This window comes from Leifsonia xyli subsp. cynodontis, assembly GCF_050632205.1.
Classification (GTDB): domain Bacteria; phylum Actinomycetota; class Actinomycetes; order Actinomycetales; family Microbacteriaceae; genus Leifsonia; species Leifsonia xyli_D.
This window is the reverse complement of record NZ_CP192578.1, coordinates 2,251,551-2,275,049: the sequence shown is the minus strand read 5'-3', so window position 1 is coordinate 2,275,049 and position 23,499 is coordinate 2,251,551. Positions and strand designations below refer to the sequence as shown.

General features: G+C 70.2%; 17 protein-coding genes and 3 pseudogenes. 18 read left to right on the top strand and 2 right to left on the bottom strand.

What is annotated here, in order from left to right; all coding sequences use genetic code 11:
• Nucleotides 1-18: 18 nt before the first annotated feature.
• The 3 genes from ACQ86M_RS11260 (at nt 19) to ACQ86M_RS11250 (ending at nt 1,628) form a co-directional block, all read left to right on the top strand.
• Entirely contained in the window at nt 19-321 is a 303-nt protein-coding gene (locus tag ACQ86M_RS11260) for a DUF427 domain-containing protein (RefSeq protein WP_431218761.1), read from the top strand.
• A gap of 323 nt (nt 322-644) precedes the next feature.
• Entirely contained in the window at nt 645-1,082 is a 438-nt protein-coding gene (locus tag ACQ86M_RS11255) for a hypothetical protein (protein WP_431245498.1), read from the top strand.
• Between the two features lie 48 nt (nt 1,083-1,130).
• A complete protein-coding gene (locus ACQ86M_RS11250) occupies nt 1,131-1,628 on the top strand; it encodes a SprT-like domain-containing protein (RefSeq protein WP_431218759.1) in 498 nt (165 codons plus the stop codon).
• Nucleotides 1,629-1,676: 48 nt separating this feature from the next.
• Here the strand turns inward: ACQ86M_RS11250 and ACQ86M_RS11245 are convergent, their stop codons facing one another.
• Nucleotides 1,677-2,285, bottom strand: a complete 609-nt coding sequence (locus ACQ86M_RS11245) for a GNAT family N-acetyltransferase (RefSeq protein ID WP_431245497.1) — start codon at nt 2,283-2,285, stop codon at nt 1,677-1,679.
• Between the two features lie 45 nt (nt 2,286-2,330).
• On the opposite strand from ACQ86M_RS11245, the gene ACQ86M_RS11240 reads away from it, so the two are divergent.
• The 4 genes and pseudogenes from ACQ86M_RS11240 (at nt 2,331) to ACQ86M_RS11225 (ending at nt 5,262) form a co-directional block, all read left to right on the top strand.
• A complete protein-coding gene (locus ACQ86M_RS11240; RefSeq protein WP_431245496.1) occupies nt 2,331-2,942 on the top strand; it encodes a CGNR zinc finger domain-containing protein in 612 nt (203 codons plus the stop codon).
• Between the two features lie 43 nt (nt 2,943-2,985).
• Nucleotides 2,986-3,747 carry a LamB/YcsF family protein gene (locus ACQ86M_RS11235; RefSeq protein ID WP_431245495.1) on the top strand — a complete coding sequence of 254 codons (762 nt, stop codon included), beginning with the start codon at nt 2,986-2,988 and terminating at the stop codon, nt 3,745-3,747.
• Nucleotides 3,651-4,360, top strand: a pseudogene (pxpB, locus tag ACQ86M_RS11230) (5-oxoprolinase subunit PxpB). Before ACQ86M_RS11235 ends, pxpB begins: the two are co-directional and overlap by 97 nt.
• Nucleotides 4,357-5,262, top strand: a complete 906-nt coding sequence (locus tag ACQ86M_RS11225) for a biotin-dependent carboxyltransferase family protein (RefSeq protein WP_431245494.1) — start codon at nt 4,357-4,359, stop codon at nt 5,260-5,262. The pseudogene pxpB and the gene ACQ86M_RS11225 overlap by 4 nt, the downstream one beginning before the upstream one ends.
• A 29-nt stretch (nt 5,263-5,291) precedes the next feature.
• Here ACQ86M_RS11225 and ACQ86M_RS11220 read toward each other — a convergent pair.
• Nucleotides 5,292-6,166 (bottom strand): annotated as a pseudogene (locus ACQ86M_RS11220) (spermidine synthase).
• A 102-nt stretch (nt 6,167-6,268) separates the two neighbouring features.
• On the opposite strand from ACQ86M_RS11220, the gene ACQ86M_RS11215 reads away from it, so the two are divergent.
• From ACQ86M_RS11215 to ACQ86M_RS11165, 11 genes and pseudogenes are all read left to right on the top strand, one after another.
• Nucleotides 6,269-6,787: a hypothetical protein gene (locus ACQ86M_RS11215; RefSeq protein ID WP_431245493.1), complete on the top strand. Its 519-nt coding sequence runs from the start codon at nt 6,269-6,271 to the stop codon at nt 6,785-6,787.
• 7 nt (nt 6,788-6,794) lie between these two features.
• On the top strand, nt 6,795-7,943 hold the full coding sequence (locus ACQ86M_RS11210) for a sensor histidine kinase (protein WP_431245492.1): 1,149 nt from the start codon (nt 6,795-6,797) through the stop codon (nt 7,941-7,943).
• Complete coding sequence (locus ACQ86M_RS11205) at nt 7,940-8,596, top strand: response regulator (protein ID WP_431245491.1); 657 nt, start codon at nt 7,940-7,942, stop codon at nt 8,594-8,596. The genes ACQ86M_RS11210 and ACQ86M_RS11205 overlap by 4 nt, the downstream gene beginning before the upstream one ends.
• 150 nt (nt 8,597-8,746) lie before the next feature.
• Nucleotides 8,747-9,702 (top strand): annotated as a pseudogene (locus ACQ86M_RS11200) (NAD-dependent epimerase/dehydratase family protein).
• 284 nt (nt 9,703-9,986) lie between these two features.
• The gene (rpoB, locus tag ACQ86M_RS11195) at nt 9,987-13,484 is read left to right on the top strand and encodes a DNA-directed RNA polymerase subunit beta (RefSeq protein ID WP_431245490.1); all 3,498 of its coding nucleotides are present in this window, start codon (nt 9,987-9,989) and stop codon (nt 13,482-13,484) included.
• A 50-nt stretch (nt 13,485-13,534) separates the two neighbouring features.
• On the top strand, nt 13,535-17,410 hold the full coding sequence (gene rpoC, locus ACQ86M_RS11190) for a DNA-directed RNA polymerase subunit beta' (protein ID WP_431245489.1): 3,876 nt from the start codon (nt 13,535-13,537) through the stop codon (nt 17,408-17,410).
• A 174-nt stretch (nt 17,411-17,584) separates the two neighbouring features.
• Nucleotides 17,585-17,809, top strand: a complete 225-nt coding sequence (locus ACQ86M_RS11185) for a hypothetical protein (RefSeq protein WP_431245488.1) — start codon at nt 17,585-17,587, stop codon at nt 17,807-17,809.
• Nucleotides 17,810-18,126: 317 nt separating this feature from the next.
• Nucleotides 18,127-19,800, top strand: coding sequence for a GspE/PulE family protein (locus ACQ86M_RS11180; protein ID WP_431245487.1), 1,674 nt, complete (start codon nt 18,127-18,129; stop codon nt 19,798-19,800).
• A gap of 12 nt (nt 19,801-19,812) precedes the next feature.
• Nucleotides 19,813-21,474, top strand: coding sequence for a PilT/PilU family type 4a pilus ATPase (locus tag ACQ86M_RS11175; protein ID WP_431245486.1), 1,662 nt, complete (start codon nt 19,813-19,815; stop codon nt 21,472-21,474).
• The gene (locus ACQ86M_RS11170; RefSeq protein ID WP_431245485.1) at nt 21,474-22,703 is read left to right on the top strand and encodes a type II secretion system F family protein; all 1,230 of its coding nucleotides are present in this window, start codon (nt 21,474-21,476) and stop codon (nt 22,701-22,703) included. The genes ACQ86M_RS11175 and ACQ86M_RS11170 overlap by 1 nt, the downstream gene beginning before the upstream one ends.
• A 189-nt stretch (nt 22,704-22,892) precedes the next feature.
• Nucleotides 22,893-23,360: a type II secretion system protein gene (locus ACQ86M_RS11165; protein ID WP_431245484.1), complete on the top strand. Its 468-nt coding sequence runs from the start codon at nt 22,893-22,895 to the stop codon at nt 23,358-23,360.
• Nucleotides 23,361-23,499: the final 139 nt, after the last annotated feature.

The window sequence follows — 23,499 nt, the reverse complement described above, 5'->3', positions numbered from 1 at the left end:
ACCGGACAGGAGGTTTACATGAAAGCCGTGCTGAACGACACCGTGATCGCCGAGGCCCCGCAGGATGAGCTCATCCGCATCGAGGGCAACTGGTACTTCCCGCCCGCGAGCGTGAAGTCCGAGTACCTCGTCGAGAGCGCCACCCCGTACACCTGTCCGTGGAAGGGCGAGTGCCAGTACTTCTCCGTGAAGTCGGAGAACGGTCTGCTGCAGGACCGCGCCTGGAGCTATCCCACCCCGTACCCGAGCTCGTTCGACCGGGTCGGCAAGGACTACAGCAACTACGTCGCGTTCTGGAAGGACGTCCAGGTCGTCGACTGACGACTCGCGGCCACGATGATGCGCACCGGCCGCCGCTCAGGGCTTCTGCCCGGGCGGCGGCCGCGGTCGTTCGCTCTCACGCCCGCTCGGGCGGTCGGCCGCCCGGGGTGAGCCGCCGCTGCGGGTAGTCTTGTGCAGAGACACCGATCGGGAGCAGAACCCTGAGCATCATCCTCGGATACGATCCGACCACCCTGCGCGAGCGCGTCGATCTGCGCGCTGCCGGCGAACGTCTCGAGGAGCTCGGCAGCCTGCGCAGCCTCAGCGCGCTCAACGAGAAGACGGTACTGCTGCGCCTGCTCGGCCGGCTCGACGAGGCGATCGTGGTCGGCAACGAGGCGGTCCGCCAGGCGCGCTTCACCGGCGACCGCGAGCAGCTGCTCGGCGCCCGCGTGCGCCGCGCCCAGGTGCTGCAGTACCAGGGGAAGGCCGACGAGGCGATCGTCGAGCTGACCGGCTGCGTCGACGAGGCGCGCGGCCGCGAGTGGACGGCGCTGGAGGCGTTCGCCATCCAGAACCGCGGCAAGGTGCACTTCGACACCGGCGACTACGAGAATGCCCTGGCGGACATGACCGCGGCGGTGTTCCTCCGCGAGAAGCTGGGCGCGTCGCCCGCCGAGATCCAGGCTGCGCTGACGGCGGTCGCGGTCGTGCAGTCCGCGCTGGACGCACAGCGTGGCACGGCGGCCGGTTCCGACGGCGGCGCAGGCGCCGACCCGGGAGCCCTTTCCGGCGGCGAGCCGGGCACCGATCACGCGTAGGATGCTCGGCATGGAGGAGTTGAGCGCTCCGGGCGGGAGCCGCTGCTGATGGCGGAGCTCGACCGCGTCCGACGCTGGGCGGATGCCCTCATCGCGCTGCACCTCGACCCGTCCGTCTGGAGCTTCGGGTTCGACAACGCCAAGACCCGCGCCGGTCTGTGCAACTACACCTCCAAGCGGATCACCGTCTCGCGCTACCTGGCGGCGCGCTACGAGGACGACGAGATCCACCAGATCCTGCTGCACGAGGTCGCCCACGCGCTCGCCGGAGCGCGTGCCGGCCACGGCCCGCGCTGGCGCTCCATCGCGATCGACCTCGGCTACGAGGGCAAGCGGCTGCACGGCGGCGCCATCGCAGACGACCTGGCGCCGTGGGTGGGCACCTGCCCGAACGGCCACACGCACTACCGCTACCGCAAGCCGGCCCGCGCCCTCGCCTGCGGCGCGTGCAGCCGCCGCTTCGACGCGGCGAACCTCATCTCCTGGCAGCACCGCGAGGTCTCCCCGGCGCAGCGCCGGGTGGCCGCGGCGGCCGCGGCCGAGTAGCCGGCCGAGCGCGCCCGGCGACGACGCGCCCGCGCCGCACGCGAGAGCTCAGGCGTGCGCCGCCCCGAGCCGCGCATCCAGCGCATCCCGCACGTCCGGCCACTCCTCGCGCAGGATCGAGTAGACCGCCGTGTCGCGCCAGCTGCCGTCCGCCCGGCGCTGGGTGTGCCGTAGCACGCCCTCGAACCGCGCGCCGAGGCGCACGATGGCCGCGCGCGACCGCTCGTTGACCACATCCGCCTGCAGCTTCACGCGCTCGAACCCGTGGTCGAACGCCGTGCCCAGCAGCAGGCGCTTCGTCTCGGCGTTCACGCGTCCGCCCCACGCCTCGGGCGCATAGGCCGTCCAGCCGATGTGCGCCGACTCGTTGACCAGGTCGAAGTCGCCGAGCGTGGTCGTGCCGACCAGCCGGTCGCCGTCGCGCAGCACCACAGCCGTCACGTTGCTGCGCTCCCAGTCGAGGTAGCCGAGGATCCACTCCCGCCACTCCTCGTAGGTGTCGCGGTAGGCCGCCCGCCCGCCTCCCCAGCCGCCGGCGAACACCTCGGGGTGCCCGATGGCGTCGAACAGGTCGGGCAGGTCGTCGTGGGTGAGGGCCCGGAGGCGCACCGTCGCGCCCTGGAGCTCCTGGTGCGGGTCGGGACGCGTCGCGGTCATCCGCCCAGTATGCCCTCGGCCGCCGCCCGGTAGGGTGTCATGGCGATGGATGTGACACTCACCAGGCGGACCGGACAGTGGATGGAGCCGCACGACGGCCCGCGGTGGTGGTTCGATTCCGGCTCGCTGGCGCTCGACTTCGCGCACACCGGCGCCTTCGCCGGCGAGGGCGCGCATCCGGGCGCGCATCCGGAGATCGTCGGCGACGCCTCCGCGCTGAACGCCTGGCTCACCGAGCGGTTCCCCGAGGTCGCACCGACGGCGGGTGAGCGCGAGTTCCGCGACGCCACCGCTCTGCGCTCCGCGATCGGCCGGCTGGCGCAGCAGGCGAGCCGCGGCGAGGAGCTGTCTCCCGACGACGTCGACGTGGTGAACCTGTTCGCCGCGACGCCCGACATCCCTCCCGTGCTGGCCGGCGGCGGCCGGCAGGCGGGCCGCACCAACGCGCGTCCGCACCAGGCGCTCGGCTCGCTCGCCCGCGAAGCCGTCCGTCTCTTCGGTCCCGACGTCGACGGACGCATCCGCGCCTGCTCGGCCGACGACTGCGGGCTGGTCTACCTCGACACCTCGCGCAGCGGGACGCGCCGCTGGTGCTCGATGCAGCGCTGCGGCAACCGGGCGAAGGTGCGCGCGCACCGGGCCCGCGCTCGCGCCTGACGCGGTAGCCGCATCCGGCCCGCGGGCACGCCACAATAGGGGGATGCCGAGCTCCATCGACCTCAACAGCGACCTGGGCGAGTCGTTCGGCGCCTGGACGATGGGCGACGACGCCGCACTGCTGCGGGTCCTCTCCAGCGCCAATGTGGCGTGCGGGTTCCACGCCGGGGACGCATCCACCATGCTGGCCACCTGCCGTGAGGCCGCGGCGAACGGCGTGACGGTCGGCGCGCACGTGTCGTACCGCGACCTCGCCGGCTTCGGCCGCCGGGCGATGGAGGTGCCGGCCGGCGAACTCCGCGACGAGCTTCTCTACCAGCTGGCGGCGCTCGCCGGGCTCGCCCGGGTGGCAGGCACCGCCGTGCGTTACGTGAAGCCGCACGGCGCCCTCTACAACCGGATCGTCGCCGACGAGGCCCAGGCGCGGGCGGTGGTGGATGCGGTGCTCGCGTTCGACCCGTCGCTCGCCCTGATGGGGCTGGCGGGCTCCGCGATCGAGCGCGCGGCGGACGAGGCGGGCGTGCGCTTCGTCCGCGAGGCGTTCGTCGACCGCGGCTACCGGGCCGATGGCACGCTGGTGCCGCGCGCCGAGGCGGGAGCGCTGCTCTCCGACGAGGCGGAGATCGCCGCGCGCGCCGTCAGGATGGTCACCGACGGCACGGTGACGGCGGCCGACGGCTCCGAGGTCTCCGTCGGGGTGGATTCGCTGTGCGTCCACGGCGACACCCCGGGCGCGGTCGCGATGGCGCTCGCCGTCCGCGACGCGCTCGCCACCGCCGGCATCCGTGTGGAGCCGTTCGCGTGAGCAGGCGCATCCTGCCGTACGGCGACCACGCCCTGCTCGTGGAGCTGGACGACCTGGATGCGGTTCTCGCGCTGTTCCGCGGCCTCGAGGCCACGCGGCCGGCCGGGGTCGTGGACCTGGTGCCCGCCGCCCGCACCATCGCGGTCGTGGTCGAGCCCCGCATCCTCTCGCTGAGCGCGGCCGAGGCATGGATCGAGCGCGCCCGGCCCGTCGATCCCTCCGGCGCGGACGAGCGCGTGGTCGAGCTCCCCGTGCACTACGGCGGCGAGGATCTCGCGGAGGTCGCCCGGCTGACCGGGCGGACCGAGGAGGAGGTGGTGGCGTTCCACACCGGCAGCACCTGGCGCGTGGCCTTCGGCGGCTTCGCGCCCGGGTTCGCCTACCTGGTCGCCGACGGCGAGTCGCTGGATGTCCCGAGGCGTGCGACCCCCGGACCGCGGTCCCCGCGGGGGCCGTCGGGCTCGCGGGCGGGTTCACCGGCGTCTATCCGCGGTCCAGCCCCGGCGGCTGGCAGCTCATCGGCCGGACCGACGCCACCCTGTGGGACGAGACGGCCGACCCGCCCGCGCTGCTCCGGCCGGGCACGGTCGTGCGGTTCCGGGAGGCGCGATGACGGCCCTGCGCATCCTGAACCCCGGTGCGCTGGCGCTCGTGGAGGACCTGGGCCGCGCGGGTCTCGCCGCGGTCGGCGTCGGCCGCTCCGGCGCGCTGGACCGCGGCGCCCTCCGCCTGGGCAACCGGCTGCTGGGCAACGACGAAAGCGACGCCGGCATCGAGGTGCTGCTCGGCGGCTTCGAGGTGGCGTTCGAGGCGGACACCTGGTTCGCCGTGACCGGGGCGACCGGCCCGCTGCTGCTCGACGGTCGCCGGGTGGATGCGCACCTCGCCGTGCGGGCGCGCGCGGGCCAGGTGCTCCACCTCCCTCTCGCCCGTGCCGGAGCGCGATGGTACCTGACCGTGCGCGGCGGGATCGCGGTCGCGCCGGTGCTGGGATCGCGTTCGCGCGACACCCTCGCCGGCCTCGGGCCGGCCCCGCTGCGGGCGGGGGACGTGCTGCCGCTCGGCGAGCATCCGGGCTCCGACCTGCCGCTGCTCGACTTCGTGCCGGTCGCCGACCCCGAGCCGGGCGTGGTGGGGGTCCGCGCGCGCCGGGGTCCGCGGGCGGACTGGTTCACCGAGGCGGCGCTGGAGGCCTTCTTCACGGTCGAGTGGCGGGCCGCCGCCGCGTCCGACCGCGTCGGGATGCGCCTGGACCCTCCGCACGTCGGCCGTCACGCGTCGGGCGCGGGGCCTGGCGCGCCTGCGCTCCTCGAACGGACCGTGACCCGCGAGCTGCCGAGCGAGCCGATGGTCGCGGGCGCCGTGCAGGTGTCGCCCGACGGCCGTCCCACGGTGCTGCTGGCCGACCATCCCGTGACCGGCGGGTATCCGGTGATCGCCGTCATCGCCGACGCGTCGCTCGACGCGTTCGCGCAGCTGCGGCCGGGCCAGCCTGTCAGCTTCCGGCACGCCTGAGCGGTGTCCGCCCCGGCCGGCCGGCGTCGTCAGTCGCGCCGGGTTCCGCTCTGGAAGATGCTGCGCGCCGGGGTCGGCGAGGGCACGCTCGTCGCATCCGTGACGATCGGGGCCCCCGCGGCGAACGTGCGCAGCTCCTCGCCCGCGACCGCCTTGGCGGGATGCGGACCGCTCGCCAGCAGCCGCGGCAGCCACTCCAGCGGGAGCGGCGACTGCGACCCGACCAGCACCACGTTGCCGAACCGGCGGCCCTTGAGCACCTGCGTCTCGGCCAGCGCGGCCACGTTCTCGACGACCGCCCCGAGCGTCGACACCTGGCTCCGGGCGAAAGTCAGCGGCGGCCCGTCGGCGACGTTGACGAGCACGATGCCGTCCGGCTTCAGCAGGGACACCGCCGACCGGTAGAACTCGACGCTCGTCACGTGCGCCGGCGTCCGCGACCCGCTGAAGATGTCGATCACGAGCAGGTCGACCGCTCCGCGCAGGCCGGCGGGAAGCTTGCCCACCACCTCGCGGGCGTCGCCGTGGCGGATGCGGATCTGCGCGTAGCGGGGAGCGGCAGCTGCACCCGCACCAGGTCCACCAGCCGGCTCTCCAGCTCGACGACCTGCTGGCGCGATCCGGGCCGGGTGTACGCGATGTAGCGGGGGAGCGTGAGCGCTCCTGCCCCGAGGTGCACGGCGGTGATCGGCTCACCGGGGTCGCCGATCAGGTCGATGACGTTGCCCATGCGCTGCACGTACTCGAAGAACAGCTGCGACGGATCGTCGAGGTTCACGTGCGATTGCGGCGTCCCGTCCACCACCAGCTGATACGCCCCCGGCACGAACCGGTCGGGCTCGACGGTCGCCAGGTATCCGCTCTCCGAGAGCGTGACGGAGGGGTTCGACGGGGGCTGCGGCACACCGGCAGCCTAGTCGCGTGCCGCCGATCGGCCCGACGATCTCCACCCGGTCTCCACCCCCGGGTGGTCCCGCCCCGGCGGCGTCGACGGGACGCTGGAGCCATGACACTGCAGACCATCGCCAACGGCCTCCTCATCCTTCTTCTCGTCGGGTGGATCGGCGCACGCCAGCTGACCTGGCGACCGGTCGCCCTCGGCAGGATGTGGCGCTCGCCGCTCATCCTCGCCGTCCTCGGATGCGTCCTGCTGCTGCAGCAGGTCAGCCCTTCCGCCGTGACGCCGCTCGACATCGCGCTGCTGCTCGGGGAGCTGGTCTTCTCGCTCGCCGTCGGCGCCTGGATGGGCTCCATCGCGCACTTCCGCCGCCTCCCCGAGCCGGTGGTCACCGGCAGGGACGGCCGCGATCTCGCCGAGTACGAGTCGCGCACGAGTATGTGGGGCATGGTGCTCTGGCTCGTCGTCATCGCGGTCCGCATCCTCGTGGATGTGCTGGCGTCCCAGGCCGGCGCGCACCTGGTCTCCGCCGCCGGCGTCATCCTGCTGGTCTTCGCCGCGAACCGCGCGGCACGCACCGCCGTCTTCGCGGCGCGGCTCGATCGGCACGCGGCGCTGGCGGCATGATGGTCGCGTGACGATCCCGCCTCGCCCGAGCCTGCTGGCCCTCGCGCTGACCCTCGTCGGCGCGGTGGCGGTCGGCGCTGCGGTGCTCACCACGCACACGGCCCGGCCGGCGCCCGTGGTCGTCGTGGCGCTCGCGTCGGTCGCCCTCTGGGTGGCGCGCAGCGTCCTCGCCCGCCTGGGACTCGACCGGGCGGCTCTGGTCTGCATCGTCCTGGCCGCGCTCGCGGGTGCGTCCGTCGCGGCCGCGACCGACGGGCTCACCATCGTGCCGGCCGCGGTCGGCGTGCTCGCCGTCCTCGGCGACCTCGCCGTGCCCGCCGCCGGCGGTTTCGCGCTCGCCGGCGCGGTCATGGTGCTCACGGCGGTGGGCGCCGTCCCGGTGGGCACCGCCGTGCCCGCGCTGCTGGCCATGCTCGGCGGCCTCACGCTCTCGGTGTTCGCCGGCCTCAGCCGACGCCAGTTCCGCCGGGCGGAGGAGCAGGCCGCGCTGCTGCGCGAACGTGAGCTGGCGATGAAGGAGGAGGCCTCGCGGGTGGGGATCGCCCGGGATCTGCACGACGTGCTCGCGCACAGCCTGGGCGGACTGGTGGTTCAGCTGGATGCGGTGGACGCCCTCCTCGAGGCCGGCGACGATGCGGCGGCTCGCACCCGGGTCGTGGACGCGCGACGCCTCGCCGTCGAGGGGCTCGCCGACGCCCGGCGCGCCGTCGCAGCGCTGCGGGCCCCGGCCTCCGCGGCCGGGTCCGAGCCGGCCGACGTCTCCGGCGGGGAGGTGGAGCGGACGCTGCGCGATCTGCTCGACGCCCACCGCGCACTCGGTGGCGAGGCCCGGCTGACGGTCTCCGGAGGGAGTCGCACGGTCGAGCGAGCACCCGCCGAGGCGCTTCACCGGGCGATGCAGGAGGCGCTCAGCAACGCGCGCAAGCACGCGCCGGGCGCTCCCGTGGATGCGCGGCTGGAGTGGCAGGCCGACCGCGTGCGGCTCGTCGTCTCCACGCCGCTGTCCGCGACCGCGCATCCCGAACTCGCGCCGTCCGGCGGGGGTCACGGGCTCGACGGGATGCGCGAGCGGTTCCGCGCGCTGCCCCGCGGAGGGTCCGCGGTCGCCGCGCGCGCCGGCGACCGGTTCACGGTGACGGCCGAGGCCGTGCTGTGAGCGGGGAGCGCATCCGCGTCGCGGTCGCCGACGATCAGGCGATCGTGCGGGACGGCCTGGTGACCGTGCTCGGTCTGCTGCCCGATGTCGATGTGGTGGGGGAGGCCGCCGACGGGGAGCAGGCGGTCGCCCTCGCCGTGACCGAGCGCCCGGATGTCCTGCTGATGGACCTCCGGATGCCCGTGCTGGACGGCGCGGCGGCGACCGCCCGGATCACCGCCGAGGCGCCGGGCACCGCCGTGCTCGTGCTCACCACCTACGCGGACGACGCCTCCATCCTCGGCGCTCTCCGGGCCGGCGCCCGCGGGTACCTCACGAAGGATGCCGGCCGTGCCGAGCTCGCGGCGGCGGTCCGCGCGGTCGCGAGCGGCCAGTCCACCTTCGCGCCGGAGGTCGGCGACCGCATCGTGAGCTCGCTCACGTCGAGGTCGAGCGCCCCGCCCGAGCCGGCGGACGCCCTCCTGTCCCGCTTCCCGGCCCTGACCCGGCGTGAGGCGGAGGTGCTGGCGCTCGTCTCGGACGGACTGAGCAACGGCGAGATCGCACACGCCCTCTTCATCAGCGTCGCCACCGTCAAGACGCACATCAATGCGCTGTTCGCCAAGCTCGCGGTGCGCGACCGCGCCCAGGCGATCGCGCTCGTCCGCCGCTAGCGGCACCGGGCCGCTAGCGCGACCGCCCGAGCGGGGGAAGGATGGGGCCGTGAGCGACCCGAACGACACCGCCGACCGCGTCCTGGTGACGGGGGCTCCGGCTTCCTCGGCGCGCACTGCGTCATCGCCCTGCTGGAGGCCGGCTACCGGGTGCGGACGACCATCCGCACCCCCGCCCGCGCGGCCGACGTGCGCTCGCAGCTGGCGGCGGGCGGCATCGACGACCCGGGCGACCGGCTGGAGTTCGCGATCGCCGACCTCACCTCCGACGACGGCTGGGCGGATGCGGTGGCCGGCTGCCGGTTCGTGCTGCACGTGGCCTCCCCTTCCCGGCCGTGCAGCCGAAGGACCCGGACGAGCTGATCCGCCCGGCGCGCGACGGCGCGCTGCGCGTGCTGCGGGCCGCACGCGACGCGGGCGTCGAGCGTGTCGTGCTGACCTCGTCGTTCGCGGCGATCGGCTACGGGCACGCGCCCACCGGCCGGCCCTTCACCGAGGAGGACTGGACCGAGCTCGACAGCGGCCGTCCCGTCAGCGCGTACGTTCAGTCGAAGACGATCGCCGAGCGCGCGGCGTGGGCCTTCATCCACGACGAGGGCGGCGCGTTGCAGCTCGCGACGGTGAACCCGGTCGGCATCCTCGGCCCGGTCCTCGGCCCCGACGTCTCGACCTCGATCGAGCTGATCCGGCTGGTGAAGGAGGGACGCCTCCCGCGCCTCCCCGACGTGCACTTCGGCATCGTGGACGTGCGCGACGTGGCCGCGCTGCACCTGCTCGCGATGACGCGGCCCGAGGCGGCCGGTCAGCGCTTCCTCGCCATCGCGGGCGAGGTGATGAGCGCGCAGGAGGTCGCCCTGCTCATCCGCGGGCACCTCGGCGAGGCCGCCGGGCGCCGGGTCAGCACGAAGCTCATGCCGATGTGGATGCTGAAGGCGGCCGCGCCCTTCAGCCGGCGCGTGCGCGAGTCCCTCCCCGAGGTCGGCAGCGTGCGCCGCGCAACGTCGGAGAAGGCCCGCCGGATGCTCGGCTGGTCGCCGCGCACGCGCGAGGAGGCGGTCATCGCGACCGTCGACACCCTGCCGACCTACCGTTCGCATCGGGGCTGAACAGCGTCATTCCGCGGGGAATAGCCGGTCGCCGGTCGCGTTATACATCAGGACGAGTCCCGGGTCAAGAAAAGACTGGACACGGCGCGTCTATTTGACATATAGTTGTTCTTTGCGCTCCCAGTCAAACTTCTGCCTTCATATTGCGGTCGGCTCTGACTTTCCCGCGTGCGTCCGGTCCCGTTGTTTCGGGTCATATACGACGGCGCGATGCGACTGGGAGTTCTCGTCCAGACACCACGACCGACAGTAACTGGCCCGACGGGGCCCCGGAGGTTATTTCCTTGGCTGCTGCGCGCAACGCAACCAACACCGACAAGACACCCAAGAACGGACGAGCCGCATCCCGACTCTCCTTCGCCAAGATCACGGACACCCTCACGGTTCCCGATCTGCTCGCACTGCAGACGGAGAGCTTCGACTGGCTGGTCGGAAACGACGCGTGGAAGGCACGCGTCGCCGAAGCCGAGGCACAGGGTCGCCAGGATCTTCCCGCCAACACGGGCCTCGAGGAGATCTTCGAGGAGATCTCTCCCATCGAGGACCTCGGCGAGACCATGCAGCTCTCGTTCACGAACCCGTTCCTCGAGGAGAAGAAGTACTCGATCGACGAGTGCAAGGAGAAGGGCAAGACCTACGCGGCCCCGCTCTACGTCGAGGCCGAGTTCATGAACCACCTCACCGGTGAGATCAAGACCCAGACGGTCTTCATGGGCGACTTCCCGCTCATGACCGAGCGCGGCACCTTCATCATCAACGGCACCGAGCGTGTCGTCGTCTCCCAGCTCGTCCGCTCGCCGGGCGTCTACTTCGAGGCGACCGCCGACAAGACCTCCGACAAGGACATCTTCTCGGCCCGCGTGATCCCGAGCCGCGGCGCGTGGCTCGAGTTCGAGATCGACAAGCGCGACCAGGTCGGCGTCCGCATCGACCGCAAGCGCAAGCAGTCGGTCACCGTCTTCCTGAAGGCGCTGGGCCTGACGAGCGAGGAGATCCTCTCCGAGTTCGCCGGCTACCAGTCGATCGAGCTGACCCTCGAGAAGGACGCCATCCTCACCAAGGAGGAGGCGCTCAAGGACATCTACCGCAAGCTGCGTCCGGGTGAGCAGGTCGCCGCCGAGGCCGCGCGTGCGCTCCTCGACAACTTCTACTTCAACCCGAAGCGCTACGACCTCGCCAAGGTCGGCCGCTACAAGATCAACCGCAAGCTCGGCCTCGAGGCCCCGCTGTCGGACTCGGTGCTGACCGTCCAGGACATCATCGCGACGATCAAGTACCTGGTCGCCCTGCACGACGGCCGGACCACGTTCCGCGGCCTCCGCAACGGCGCCGAGACGGACATCCGCCTCGACATCGACGACATCGACCACTTCGGCAACCGTCGTATCCGCGCCGTCGGCGAGCTCATCCAGAACCAGGTCCGCACCGGTCTCTCCCGCATGGAGCGCGTCGTCCGCGAGCGCATGACTACGCAGGACATCGAGGCGATCACGCCGCAGACCCTGATCAACGTGCGACCCGTCGTCGCCGCGATCAAGGAGTTCTTCGGGACGTCGCAGCTGTCGCAGTTCATGGACCAGAACAACCCGCTCGCGGGTCTGACCCACAAGCGCCGCCTCTCCGCGCTCGGCCCCGGTGGTCTGAGCCGTGAGCGCGCCGGCGTCGAGGTCCGTGACGTCCACCCGTCGCACTACGGCCGCATGTGCCCGATCGAGACGCCGGAAGGCCCGAACATCGGTCTGATCGGCTCGCTCGCGTCGTTCGCGCGCATCAACTCGTTCGGCTTCATCGAGACGCCGTACCGCAAGGTCGTCGAGGGCCGGGTCACCGACCAGATCGACTACCTGACCGCTTCGGAGGAGGACGACTTCGTCGTCGCGCAGGCAAACGCCCCGCTCGACGCGAACGGCCACTTCGTCGAGGAGCGCGTGCTCGCCCGTCAGAAGGGCGGCGAGGTCGACCTGATCCCCGCCGACGAGATCGGCTACATGGACGTCTCCCCGCGCCAGATGGTGTCGGTGGGTACGTCGCTGATCCCGTTCCTCGAGCACGACGACGCCAACCGAGCCCTCATGGGTGCGAACATGCAGCGCCAGGCGGTGCCGCTGCTCCGCTCGGAGAGCCCGGTCGTCGGCACCGGTATGGAGGGCTACGCGGCCATCGACGCGGGTGACGTGGTCACCGCCGAGAAGTCCGGTGTGGTCAGCGAGGTCTCGGCCGACGCGGTCACCGTGATGGCCGACGACGGCACCTACCAGACCTACTACCTGCGCAAGTTCGACCGCTCGAACCAGGGCACCTCGTACAACCACCGCGTGGTCGTCGACGAGGGTGACCGCATCGAGCAGGGCGAGGTCGTCGCCGACGGTCCCGCGACCGAGAACGGCGAGCTCGCGCTCGGCAAGAACCTGCTCGTCGCGTTCATGCCGTGGGAGGGTCACAACTTCGAGGATGCGATCATCCTCAGCCAGAACCTGGTGAAGGACGACACCCTCTCCTCGATCCACATCGAGGAGTACGAGGTCGACGCCCGCGACACCAAGCTCGGCAAGGAGGAGATCACCCGCGACCTCCCGAACGTCAGCCCGGACCTCCTGGCCGACCTCGACGAGCGCGGAATCATCCGCATCGGCGCCGAGGTGCGCCCCGGCGACATCCTCGTCGGCAAGGTCACGCCGAAGGGCGAGACCGAGCTGTCGGCCGAGGAGCGCCTGCTCCGCGCGATCTTCAACGAGAAGAGCCGCGAGGTGCGCGACACCTCCCTCAAGGTCCCGCACGGCGAGGAGGGCACCATCATCGGTGTCAAGGTCTTCGACTCGCAGGACGGCGACGACGAGCTCGGCTCCGGCGTGAACCAGCGCGTGGTGGTCTACATCGCCCAGAAGCGAAAGATCACCGCGGGCGACAAGCTCGCCGGCCGTCACGGCAACAAGGGCGTCATCTCCAAGATCCTTCCGGTCGAGGACATGCCGTTCCTCGCCGACGGGACGCCGGTCGACGTCATCCTGAACCCGCTGGGTGTTCCGGGCCGCATGAACTTCGGTCAGGTCCTGGAGATCCACCTCGGCTGGATCGCCAAGAACGGCTGGGAGATCAAGGGCAAGCCGAAGTGGGCCGCAGAGCTCCCCGAGGCCGCCTTCCAGGCCGCGCCGAACACCAAGGTCGCGACCCCGGTGTTCGACGGTGCGAAGGAGGAGGAGATCGCGGGTCTGCTCGACTCGACCCTCCCGACGCGCGACGGCGACCGCCTGATCGGATCCTCCGGTAAGACGCAGCTGTTCGACGGCCGCTCCGGCGAGCCGTACCCGGACCCTGTGTCGGTCGGCTACATGTACATCCTGAAGCTGCACCACCTGGTCGACGACAAGATCCACGCCCGTTCGACCGGCCCGTACTCGATGATCACCCAGCAGCCGCTCGGTGGTAAGGCGCAGTTCGGTGGTCAGCGCTTCGGTGAGATGGAGGTGTGGGCCCTCGAGGCCTACGGTGCCGCGTACGCGCTGCAGGAGCTCCTGACCATCAAGTCGGATGACATCCTCGGCCGCGTCAAGGTCTACGAGGCCATCGTCAAGGGTGAGAACATCCAGGAGCCGGGCATCCCGGAGTCCTTCAAGGTGCTCATCAAGGAGATGCAGTCCCTCTGCCTGAACGTGGAGGTGCTCTCGGCCGACGGCCAGGCGGTCAGCCTGCGCGACTCGGACGACGAGGCCTTCCGTGCCGCGGAAGAGCTCGGCATCAACATCTCCTCCCGCTTCGAGTCCTCGTCCATCGACGAGATCTGACCCGGCAGCCAGACCAACTGACGAATCTTCAACAGGAGAGAGTGAACACATTGCTCGACGCAACAACTTTTGACGAGCTGCGTATCGGCCTGGCCACCGCTGACGACATCCGTCGTTGGAGCTACGGCGAGGTCAAGAAGCCGGAGACCATCAACTACCGGACCCTGAAGCCGGAGAAGGACGGCCTCTTCGGCGAGCAGATCTTCGGACCGTCCCGCGACTGGGAGTGCTCGTGCGGCAAGTACAAGCGCGTCCGGTTCAAGGGCATCGTCTGTGAGCGATGCGGCGTGGAGGTCACCAAGTCCTCCGTCCGCCGTGAGCGCATGGGCCACATCGAGCTCGCCGCGCCGGTCACGCACATCTGGTACTTCAAGGGTGTGCCCAGCCGCCTCGGCTACCTGCTCGACATGGCTCCGAAGGACCTCGAGAAGGTCATCTACTTCGCCGCCTACATGGTGATCGAGGTGGATGAGGACGGCCGTCACGCCGACCTGCCCGGCCTCGAGAACGAGCTCCGCCTCGAGATCAAGACGCTGTCCGACCAGCGCGACGCCCGCGTCGCCGAGCGTCTGCAGCGCCTCGAGACCGACCTCGCCGCTCTGGAGGAGGAGGGTGCCAAGGCCGACCAGAAGCGTCGCGTCAAGGACACCGCCGAGAAGGAGATGGGCCAGCTCCGCAAGTCCTTCGACGAGGACATCGCCCGCCTGGAGCGCGTGTGGGAGTCGTTCCGCGCCCTCAAGGTCGGCGACCTCAAGCCGGAGGACGCGGACTTCAACGAGCTCCTCGACCGCTACGGCATCTACTTCGAGGCCTACATGGGCGCCGAGGCGATCAAGCGCCGCCTGCAGGCGTTCGACCTGACCCAGGAGGCCGAGCTGCTCCGCGAGCAGATCGCCACCGGCAAGGGCCAGAAGAAGATCCGCGCGATCAAGCGTCTGCGCGTGGTGTCGTCGTTCCTGGCGACCGGCAACTCGCCGGCCGCGATGGTCCTCGACGTCGTTCCGGTGATCCCGCCGGAGCTGCGCCCGATGGTCCAGCTCGACGGTGGCCGCTTCGCCACCTCCGACCTGAACGACCTGTACCGCCGCGTGATCAACCGCAACAACCGCCTCCGTCGTCTGCTCGACCTCGGCGCGCCCGAGATCATCGTGAACAACGAGAAGCGCATGCTGCAGGAGGCCGTCGACGCGCTGTTCGACAACGGCCGCCGCGGCCGCCCCGTGACGGGTACCGGCAACCGCGCCCTCAAGTCCCTCAGCGACATGCTGAAGGGCAAGCAGGGTCGTTTCCGCCAGAACCTGCTCGGAAAGCGCGTGGACTACTCGGGCCGTTCGGTCATCATCGTGGGTCCGCAGCTCAAGCTGCACCAGTGCGGTCTGCCCAAGCAGATGGCGCTGGAGCTGTTCAAGCCGTTCGTGATCAAGCGCCTGATCGACCTGAGCCACGCTCAGAACATCAAGGCCGCCAAGCGCATGGTCGAGCGTTCGCGCCCGCAGGTGTGGGACGTGCTCGAGGAGATCATCCGCGAGCGCCCCGTGCTGCTGAACCGTGCGCCCACGCTGCACCGTCTGGGCATCCAGGCGTTCGAGCCGCAGCTCGTCGAGGGCAAGGCCATCCAGCTCCACCCGCTCGTCTGCGCCGCGTTCAACGCGGACTTCGACGGCGACCAGATGGCGGTGCACCTGCCGCTGTCGGTGGAGGCCCAGGCCGAGGCGCGCATCCTGATGCTCGCCTCGAACAACATCCTGAAGCCCTCGGACGGCCGCCCGGTCACCCTGCCCTCGCAGGACATGATCATCGGTCTGCACCACCTCACCACCGTCCGCGAGGGCGCCGTGGGCGAGGGGCGCGCATTCTCCTCGGTCTCCGAGGCGATCCTCGCCAAGGACCAGGGCACGCTGCACCTGAACGCCAAGGTCAAGATCCGTCTCGACAACTACGTGCCGTCGGACGCCGCCGACACGGGTGCGACCCCGATCACCGCGATCGTGGAGACGACCCTGGGCCGCGCTCTCTTCAACGAGACGCTCCCCGCGGACTACCCGTACGTCGAGGACGTCGCCGACAAGGGCACGATCTCGTCGATCGTGAACGCGCTGGCGGAGCGGTACCCGAAGGTGGAGGTCGCCGCGGCGCTCGACCGGATCAAGGACGCCGGCTTCTACTGGGGCACCCGCTCGGGCGTCACGGTGTCGCTGAGCGACATCCTGACCCCGCCGAACAAGGCGCAGATCGTGGCCGGCTACGAGAAGAAGGCCGCCAAGATCACCTCCGAGTTCGAGAAGGGTCTCACGACCGACCTCGAGCGTCGCCAGGAGCTGGTGAAGATCTGGACCGAGGCCACCAACGAGGTCGCCGAGGCCATGCGCGCCAACTTCCCGGCGGACAACACCATCAACCGCATGGTGACGTCCGGTGCCCGTGGTAACTGGCTGCAGGTCCGCAACATCGCCGGTATGCGCGGTCTGGTGAACAACCCGAAGGGTGAGATCATCCCCCGTCCGATCATCTCCTCGTACCGCGAGGGGCTGTCGGTGGCGGAGTACTTCATCGCGACGCACGGTGCCCGTAAGGGTCTGGCCGACACGGCCCTCCGTACGGCGGATTCGGGCTACCTGACCCGTCGTCTGGTGGACGTCTCGCAGGATGTCATCATCCGCGAGGACGACTGCGGCACGACCAAGGGTCTCGACCTGCCGATCGCGACGGTCGGTGCGGACGGCACCCTCACCCGCGACCCGAACGTCGAGAACTCGGTGTTCGCCCGCACGCTGGCGACCGACGCCGTCTCCCCGGACGGCACGGTCGTGGCGAAGGCAGGCGACGACGTGGGCGACGTGCTCATCGACAAGCTGGTCGCCGCCGGCGTCACCGACATCAAGGTCCGCTCCGTGCTGACCTGCGAGTCGGCGGTCGGCGTCTGCGCCGCCTGCTACGGCCGTTCGCTCGCGACCGGCAAGCTGGTGGACATCGGCGAGGCGGTCGGCATCATCGCCGCCCAGTCGATCGGCGAGCCCGGAACGCAGCTCACCATGCGTACGTTCCACACGGGTGGTTCGGCCTCCGCGGACGACATCACCCAGGGTCTGCCGCGCGTCCAGGAGCTGTTCGAGGCGCGTACTCCCAAGGGTGCGTCCCCGATCGCCGAGGCCGCCGGCCGCATCGTCATCGAGGAGACGGACAAGTCCCGCAAGGTCATCCTGACCCCGGACAACGGCGACGAGCCGCACGTCTACCCGGTGCTGAAGCGTTCGACCCTCCTGGTGGAGGACGGGCAGCGCGTCGAGCTCGGCCAGCAGCTGATCGTCGGCACGGTCGACCCGAAGGAGGTTCTGCGCGTCAAGGGTGTCCGCGAGGTGCAGAAGCACCTGGTGGGCGGCGTGCAGGGCGTCTACCGCTCGCAGGGTGTGCCGATCCACGACAAGCACATCGAGGTCATCGTCCGCCAGATGCTCCGCAAGGTCACCGTCGTCGACCACGGCGACACCGACCTGCTGCCGGGTGAGCTCGTCGACCGTTCGCGGTACAACGAGATCAACCGCGCTGCGCTGCAGGAGGGCAAGAAGACGGCGTCCGCCCGTCAGGAGGTCATGGGTATCACCAAGGCCTCGCTGGCGACCGAGTCGTGGCTGTCGGCCGCGTCCTTCCAGGAGACCACCCGCGTCCTGACGCAGGCGGCCATGGAGGGCAAGTCCGACCCGCTGATCGGTCTCAAGGAGAACGTCATCATCGGTAAGCTCATCCCCGCCGGTACGGGCCTGTCCCGCTACCGCAACGTGTCGGTCGAGGCGACCGAGGAGGCCAAGGCGGAGCGGTACCCCAACCGCATCTTCGCCGACGACTCCTCGTTCAACGAGAGCGACCTGAGCTTCGTCGACTTCGACAGCTTCAGCTCGGACGACTACACCCCCGGCACCTACAACTAAGGTTCCGTACGACCTGGGCCCCGGCGCATCGCGCCGGGGGCCTTCGTCGTTCGCGGGGCCAGCCGGCCCGGATTCGTGACGAATGGTCGTCATCGCCGCGCCATACCGACCATTCGTCACGAATGTAGGCGCCCCTCGCGACTGTCGCGGGTGGCGGTCTGGGAGAATGGGGACATGTGGCGACAGCTTCTTCAGTACACGGATACGGCCGGCCGAGCGATGGTCGGCTTCGCCTTCGTGCTGCTGGTCGTCGCCATGGTCAGCTTCGTCGTCGGTGTCGCCCAGGCCGTCGCCGGCCACTCCGCGGGCACGCTGCCGTTCTGGCTGACCACGATGGGATGCGCGGTGGTCGCCGGCGTGCTCGTGTACCTGGCGAGCCGCCGGGGCAAGCTGCGCTGACGGGGCGCTGACGGCGCGCCGAGGGCGCGCCGAAGCGACGCTGAGGGCGCGCCGAAGCGACGCTGAGGGCGCGCGGAAGCGACGCTGAGGGCGCGCGGAAGCGACGCTGAGGGCGCGCCGAAGCGCCGCCGACGGCGCGCCGACCCGCTCGCCCGCCGCCGTCCCCCGGTCGCGGGGCACCCGCTCGCGGGGCTGTCGGCGGCGGAATTCCGCGGGTTAGGGTGACAAGGCTTCGCCCGCCTCGGATCTCGCCCGAGCGGTCGTGCCCTGCCGTCATACCCGAAGCCGGCAGGAGACTCTATCCGAGGAGGTCCCCCGTGGCGTCCATGACCGAGATCCTCATCCTTCACGGCCATCTGCCCATCGAATACCTGGATCAGGTGAGCGCCAGCGCGCCCAACGACGAGAGCGTCGTGCGCGAGCTCATCGACCGCGGCGCCATCAGCGGCGCCCAGGTTGCGAAGGCGCGCGCCGCGCAAGCCGGTGTCCCGTTCGTCGAGCTCGTCGACTACCCGGTCGACCGCACCGCCGTCTCCCTGGTCAACGGCGCCGTATGCAGGCGTCACAGCGTCCTTCCCGTCTCGATCGCCGAGGGCGCGCTCGTCCTCGCGATGAGCGACCCCGGCGACGTGCTCGCGATCGACGACGTCCGCGCCGCCGCGCGGATGCCCGTCGTCGCGGTGGTCGCCGAGCCGGAGGACCTCGCGGCCGCGATCGACCGGTACATCCGTGCGGACGAAGAGCTGAACGACCTCACCACCGCCTTGGAGGACGAAGCCGCACCCGAGGACATCGGTGTGGCCGGCAACCCGGACGACGCCGCAGACGACGAGGCGCCCATCGTGCGGTTCGTCAACCTCATCGTCAGCCAGGCCATCCAGGACCGGGCGTCGGACATCCACATCGAGCCGGGCGAACACAGCCTGCGCGTGAGGTACCGCATCGACGGCGTGCTCCACGAGATGCAGAGCGCACCGAGGACCGTGCAGAACGGCGTGATCTCCCGGCTCAAGATCATGAGCGACATCGACATCGCCGAGCGCCGCAAGCCGCAGGACGGACGCATGTCGGTCTCCCACGGCGGCCGCCAGATCGACCTGCGCGTGGCGACGCTGCCCACGGTGTGGGGTGAGAAGGTCGTCATGCGGATCCTGGACAACACGAACACGTCGCTGACCCTCACCGACCTCAATCTGCTCGAGCGCAACCGTGAGACGTTCGAGACCGCGTACTCCAAGCCCTACGGGATGATCCTGGTCACCGGGCCGACCGGTTCCGGCAAGTCGACCACGCTCTACACGACGCTCAACGCGGTCTCGAAGCCGGAGATCAACGTCATCACGGTCGAGGACCCGGTGGAGTACCGGATGCCCGGCATCAACCAGGTGCAGGTGAACCCGAAGGCGGGTCTGACGTTCGCGAGTGCGCTCCGCAGCATCCTGCGAAGCGACCCCGATGTCGTGCTCCTGGGCGAGATCCGCGACCACGAGACCGCCCAAATCGCGATCGAGGCCTCGTTGACGGGCCACCTCGTGCTGTCGACACTGCACACCAACGATGCACCGAGCGCGATCACCCGTCTCACGGAGATGGAGATCGAGCCGTTCCTCGTGGGCTCGGCCCTCGACTGCGTCGTCGCCCAGCGTCTCGCTCGGCGGCTCTGCGAGCGGTGCAAGCAGCCGGTCGCCTACGAGGTCGACGACCTCCGTCGGCTCCGGTTCGCGATTCCGGAGGACAGCGAGCCGCCCATCGTGTTCGGCCCGGTCGGCTGCACGGCGTGCTCGAACACGGGGTATCGCGGCCGGCTCGCCGTCCACGAGGTGATGGCGGTCACCGAGGAGATCGAGCGACTCACCGTCGAGCGTGCCTCGAGCGCGGAAATCGGCCGCACGGCCCGCGCGCAGGGGATGCTGACCCTCCGCGAGGACGGGTGGGAGAAGGTCAGGCTCGGACAGACCTCGGTCGACGAGATCCTTCGAGTGGTGGCGTAGGAGAGGAATCACATGGCATCGGATGCGCTGAACGACGGCTGGCCGCGGACGGACGGCGGCGAGAGCCGACCCGTCTACGAGATCCCGGTCACGCCGCCCGAGGCACCGGGGTGGGCCCGGCCCGTCTCGGGGCCTGTCGACGCCTATCCCGTGCCGCAGTCCTCGGCGTTCGTGTCGCCGGATCAGCCCGCGTCGCGGTTCGACACGTCGTGGGGCAGCACAGCGCCGCAGCATGGGGAGCTGCAGGAGCCGGTGCCGGCCGCCTACGAGCCTCCGGTGTCCGCGCCGGTCGCCTCTGAGCCTCCCGTGTCCGCGCCGGTGTCGTTCGACCCACCAGCTCCGGCGCCGCTGGCGTACGCACCACCGGCCTCTCCGCCGGTGTCGTCCGAGCCTCCCATCGGGACGCCCGTCTCGTACGAGCCCCCGGCTCCCGCAAACCCTGCGGTGGCGGTCGCGACGGCCGTGTTCGACGAGCCCGACGACCTGCACACGCTGACCCCGGCCGAGCGAGCCGCGCTTGCGGCCGCCGACCCGGAGCTGATCGCCGCGCTTCGCGCGGTCGTCACGCTCCGCGCCTCCGACCTCCACGTCACGGTGGGTGCCGCGCCCATGGTCCGCATCGACGGCGCGCTGACCCCGGCAGGCGCCGCGCAGCCGTGGGGGCACGAACGGACGAGGGAGGCGCTCTACAGCCTCCTCAGCGACCGCCAGCGCGAGGCGTTCGAGAGCGAGCTCGAGCTGGACTTCGCCTTCACGACCTCGGCCAATTCGCGCTTCCGCGTCAACCTATACCAGCAGCGCGGCGCGGTGGGTGCGGCCTTCCGTCTGATCCCCACGGAGATCAAGACCCTCGACGACCTCGGCGTGCCCCTCGGCGTCGCTAAGCTCGCCGGCCTCCCGCGCGGGCTCGTGCTCGTCACGGGCCCGACCGGTAGCGGCAAGTCGACCACTCTGGCCGCGCTCATCGACCTCGTCAATTCGACCCGATCCGACCACATCGTGACGGTCGAGGACCCGATCGAGTTCATGCACACGCACAAGAAGTCGCTGGTGAACCAGCGCGAGGTCGGTCACGACACCCACAGCTTCAACAACGCCCTCAAACACGTGCTGCGGCAGGACCCGGACGTGATCCTGATCGGCGAGCTCCGCGACCTCGAGACCATCTCCGTGGCGCTCACGGCTGCCGAGACCGGCCACCTCGTCTTCGCCACCCTGCATACCCAGGATGCGCCGCAGACGATCGACCGTGTCATCGACGTCTTCCCGCCCCACCAGCAGCAGCAGGTGCGTGCTCAGCTCGCGGCGACCCTCCAGGGCGTCATCTGTCAGACGCTGGTCAAACGCGCCTCTGGGAGGGGCCGCGTGGTGGCGACCGAGGTCATGTTCACCACTCCGGCCATCGCCAACCTCATCCGCGAGGGCAAGACCTACCAGATCGGCTCGATGATGCAGGCCGGCCGCGATCAGGGCATGCACACGATGGACCAGCACCTCGCGGACCTCGTCGATTCCGGCATGATCACGCGCTCGTCGGCCTTCGAGAAGGCTCACGATCCGCAGGGCCTCGACCGCCTCATCCAGCGCGTGGAGTCGCCTACGGCCGCCACGGCGTGGGCGCTGGCCGAGAGCGGGCCGGACTTCGGCGACACGTACTCGGGGCAGGTGCGCTGATGGCCGGGACGCTGACCTTCGCGTACGCGGGCCGGAACGCGACCGGCAAGCTGGTCAAGGGTCGTCTCGACGCACCGAGCGAGGGTGCGGTCGTGGCCCGGCTGCGCTCCATGGGGCTCAGCCCTGTCTCCATCGAGGAGGCCGGGGCCGGCACGGGCCTCCAGAAGGAGATCACGATCCCCGGTTTGCGGCGGGTCGTGAAGCTCAAGGACCTCGCCGTGATGAGCCGCCAGATGGCGACGATGATCGGCTCCGGCCTGTCGCTGCTCCGGACCCTGAACATCCTCGCCGAGCAGACCGAGTCCAAGCGGCTGTCGCAGATCCTCGGCGAGGTGCGGGACGCGGTGGAGGACGGCACGTCGCTGTCGGCCGCCATGGCCAAGCACGACGTCGACTTCCCTCCGCTGATGATCAGCATGGTGCGGGCGGGTGAGACGGGCGGCTTCCTCGACAGCGCCCTCGACTCCATCGCCGAGAACTTCGAGAAGGAGGTCAAGCTCCGCGACACCATCAAGTCGGCGATGACCTACCCCGTCATCGTCCTCGTGATGTCGCTGGTCTCGGTGATCGCGATGCTGATCTTCATCGTCCCGGTCTTCAAGAACATGTTCCAGAGTCTCGGGGGACAGCTGCCGCTGCCGACGCAGATCCTGGTCGTGCTCTCGGAGTCCATGGTCTGGCTGGGGCCGCTGCTTGCGATCGTCATCATCGGCACTTGGCTGTGGTGGCGGGTCAACAAGAACACCGAGCGCGTCAGACGCGTGGTCGACCCCCTCCGGTTCCGCATGCCCGTCTTCGGAAAGCTGGCGAAGAAGATCGCGATCGCGCGGTTCACCAAGAACCTGTCGAACATGATCGGTGCGGGCGTGCCGATCCTCCAGGCCCTCCATACCGTCGGCGCCACCTCGGGCAACTGGGTGATCCAGAACGCCCTGGAGCAGGTGGCCGAGTCGGTGCGCAAGGGCGAGTCGATCGCGAAGCCGATGGCGCGGGTGGAGGCGTTCCCGCCGATGGTCACGCAGATGATCGCGGTTGGTGAGGACGCCGGCTCGCTCGAGACGATGCTCGACAAGATCGCCATGTTCTACGACAACGAAGTGGAGTCGATGACCGAGTCGCTCACCTCGCTCATCGAGCCGCTTCTCATCGCCTTCCTCGGCGTCGTGATCGGCGGCATGATCATCGCGCTGTACATGCCGATCTTCCAGATCGCCACGCTCATCCACTGACTCTGCGGCCGGGAATCCCGACGTCGATCGCGTGTCGCCAGTGAAATGAAACCCCTTCTACTGGGGGTGCAGAAATCCAGAATACCCCCACTCGTGGGCTTATTTCCGCGAAATTCCGGGCCATAGCATCAAGCCACGCCGGGGGAAACGCCGGCATCCGAGTCCATACCCGATCGATAGGACCCTCTCATGCACTTCCGTCTCATGGGCAAGCTCAACGCCCGCCGCAATGCTCTCCTCAAGGGTGAGGAGGCCGACAAGGGCTTCACCCTCATCGAGCTCCTCGTCGTCGTGATCATCATCGGCATCCTCGCCGCGATCGCGATCCCGGTGTACCTGGGCATCCAGGACAACGCCAAGGACAGCTCGGCTCAGTCCGACGTGGTCAATCTGAAGACGGCCGTCGTGAGCATGCAGACCAGCACCGGCTCGCTGCCCACGACCGCCGCGGTCGTGGACACCACCGGCAAAATCCTCACGACCGAAGCCAAGAACGCCGGCGCCAGCCTCAGCAGCAACACGCAGAGCGTCGCGTACACGCCCGGCACGGGCAGCGCGTTCTGCGTCAGCGCGACGAGCACCAGCACCGGTCACACCGTCTTCTACGCGACGGACTCCACCGGCGTCACCAAGACGAAGCCCACCGGCTGCCCGTGATGCACCTGACCGGGCAGGCCGGCGTGACAATCACGCCGGCCTGTCCGGTCTTGTTCCATCTTCCCTGCTGTTCAGACCTCGCAGACGAGACTGTCGCCGCCCCTCAACTGGGGCCAGGGAAATCCCGAAAACCCCCACA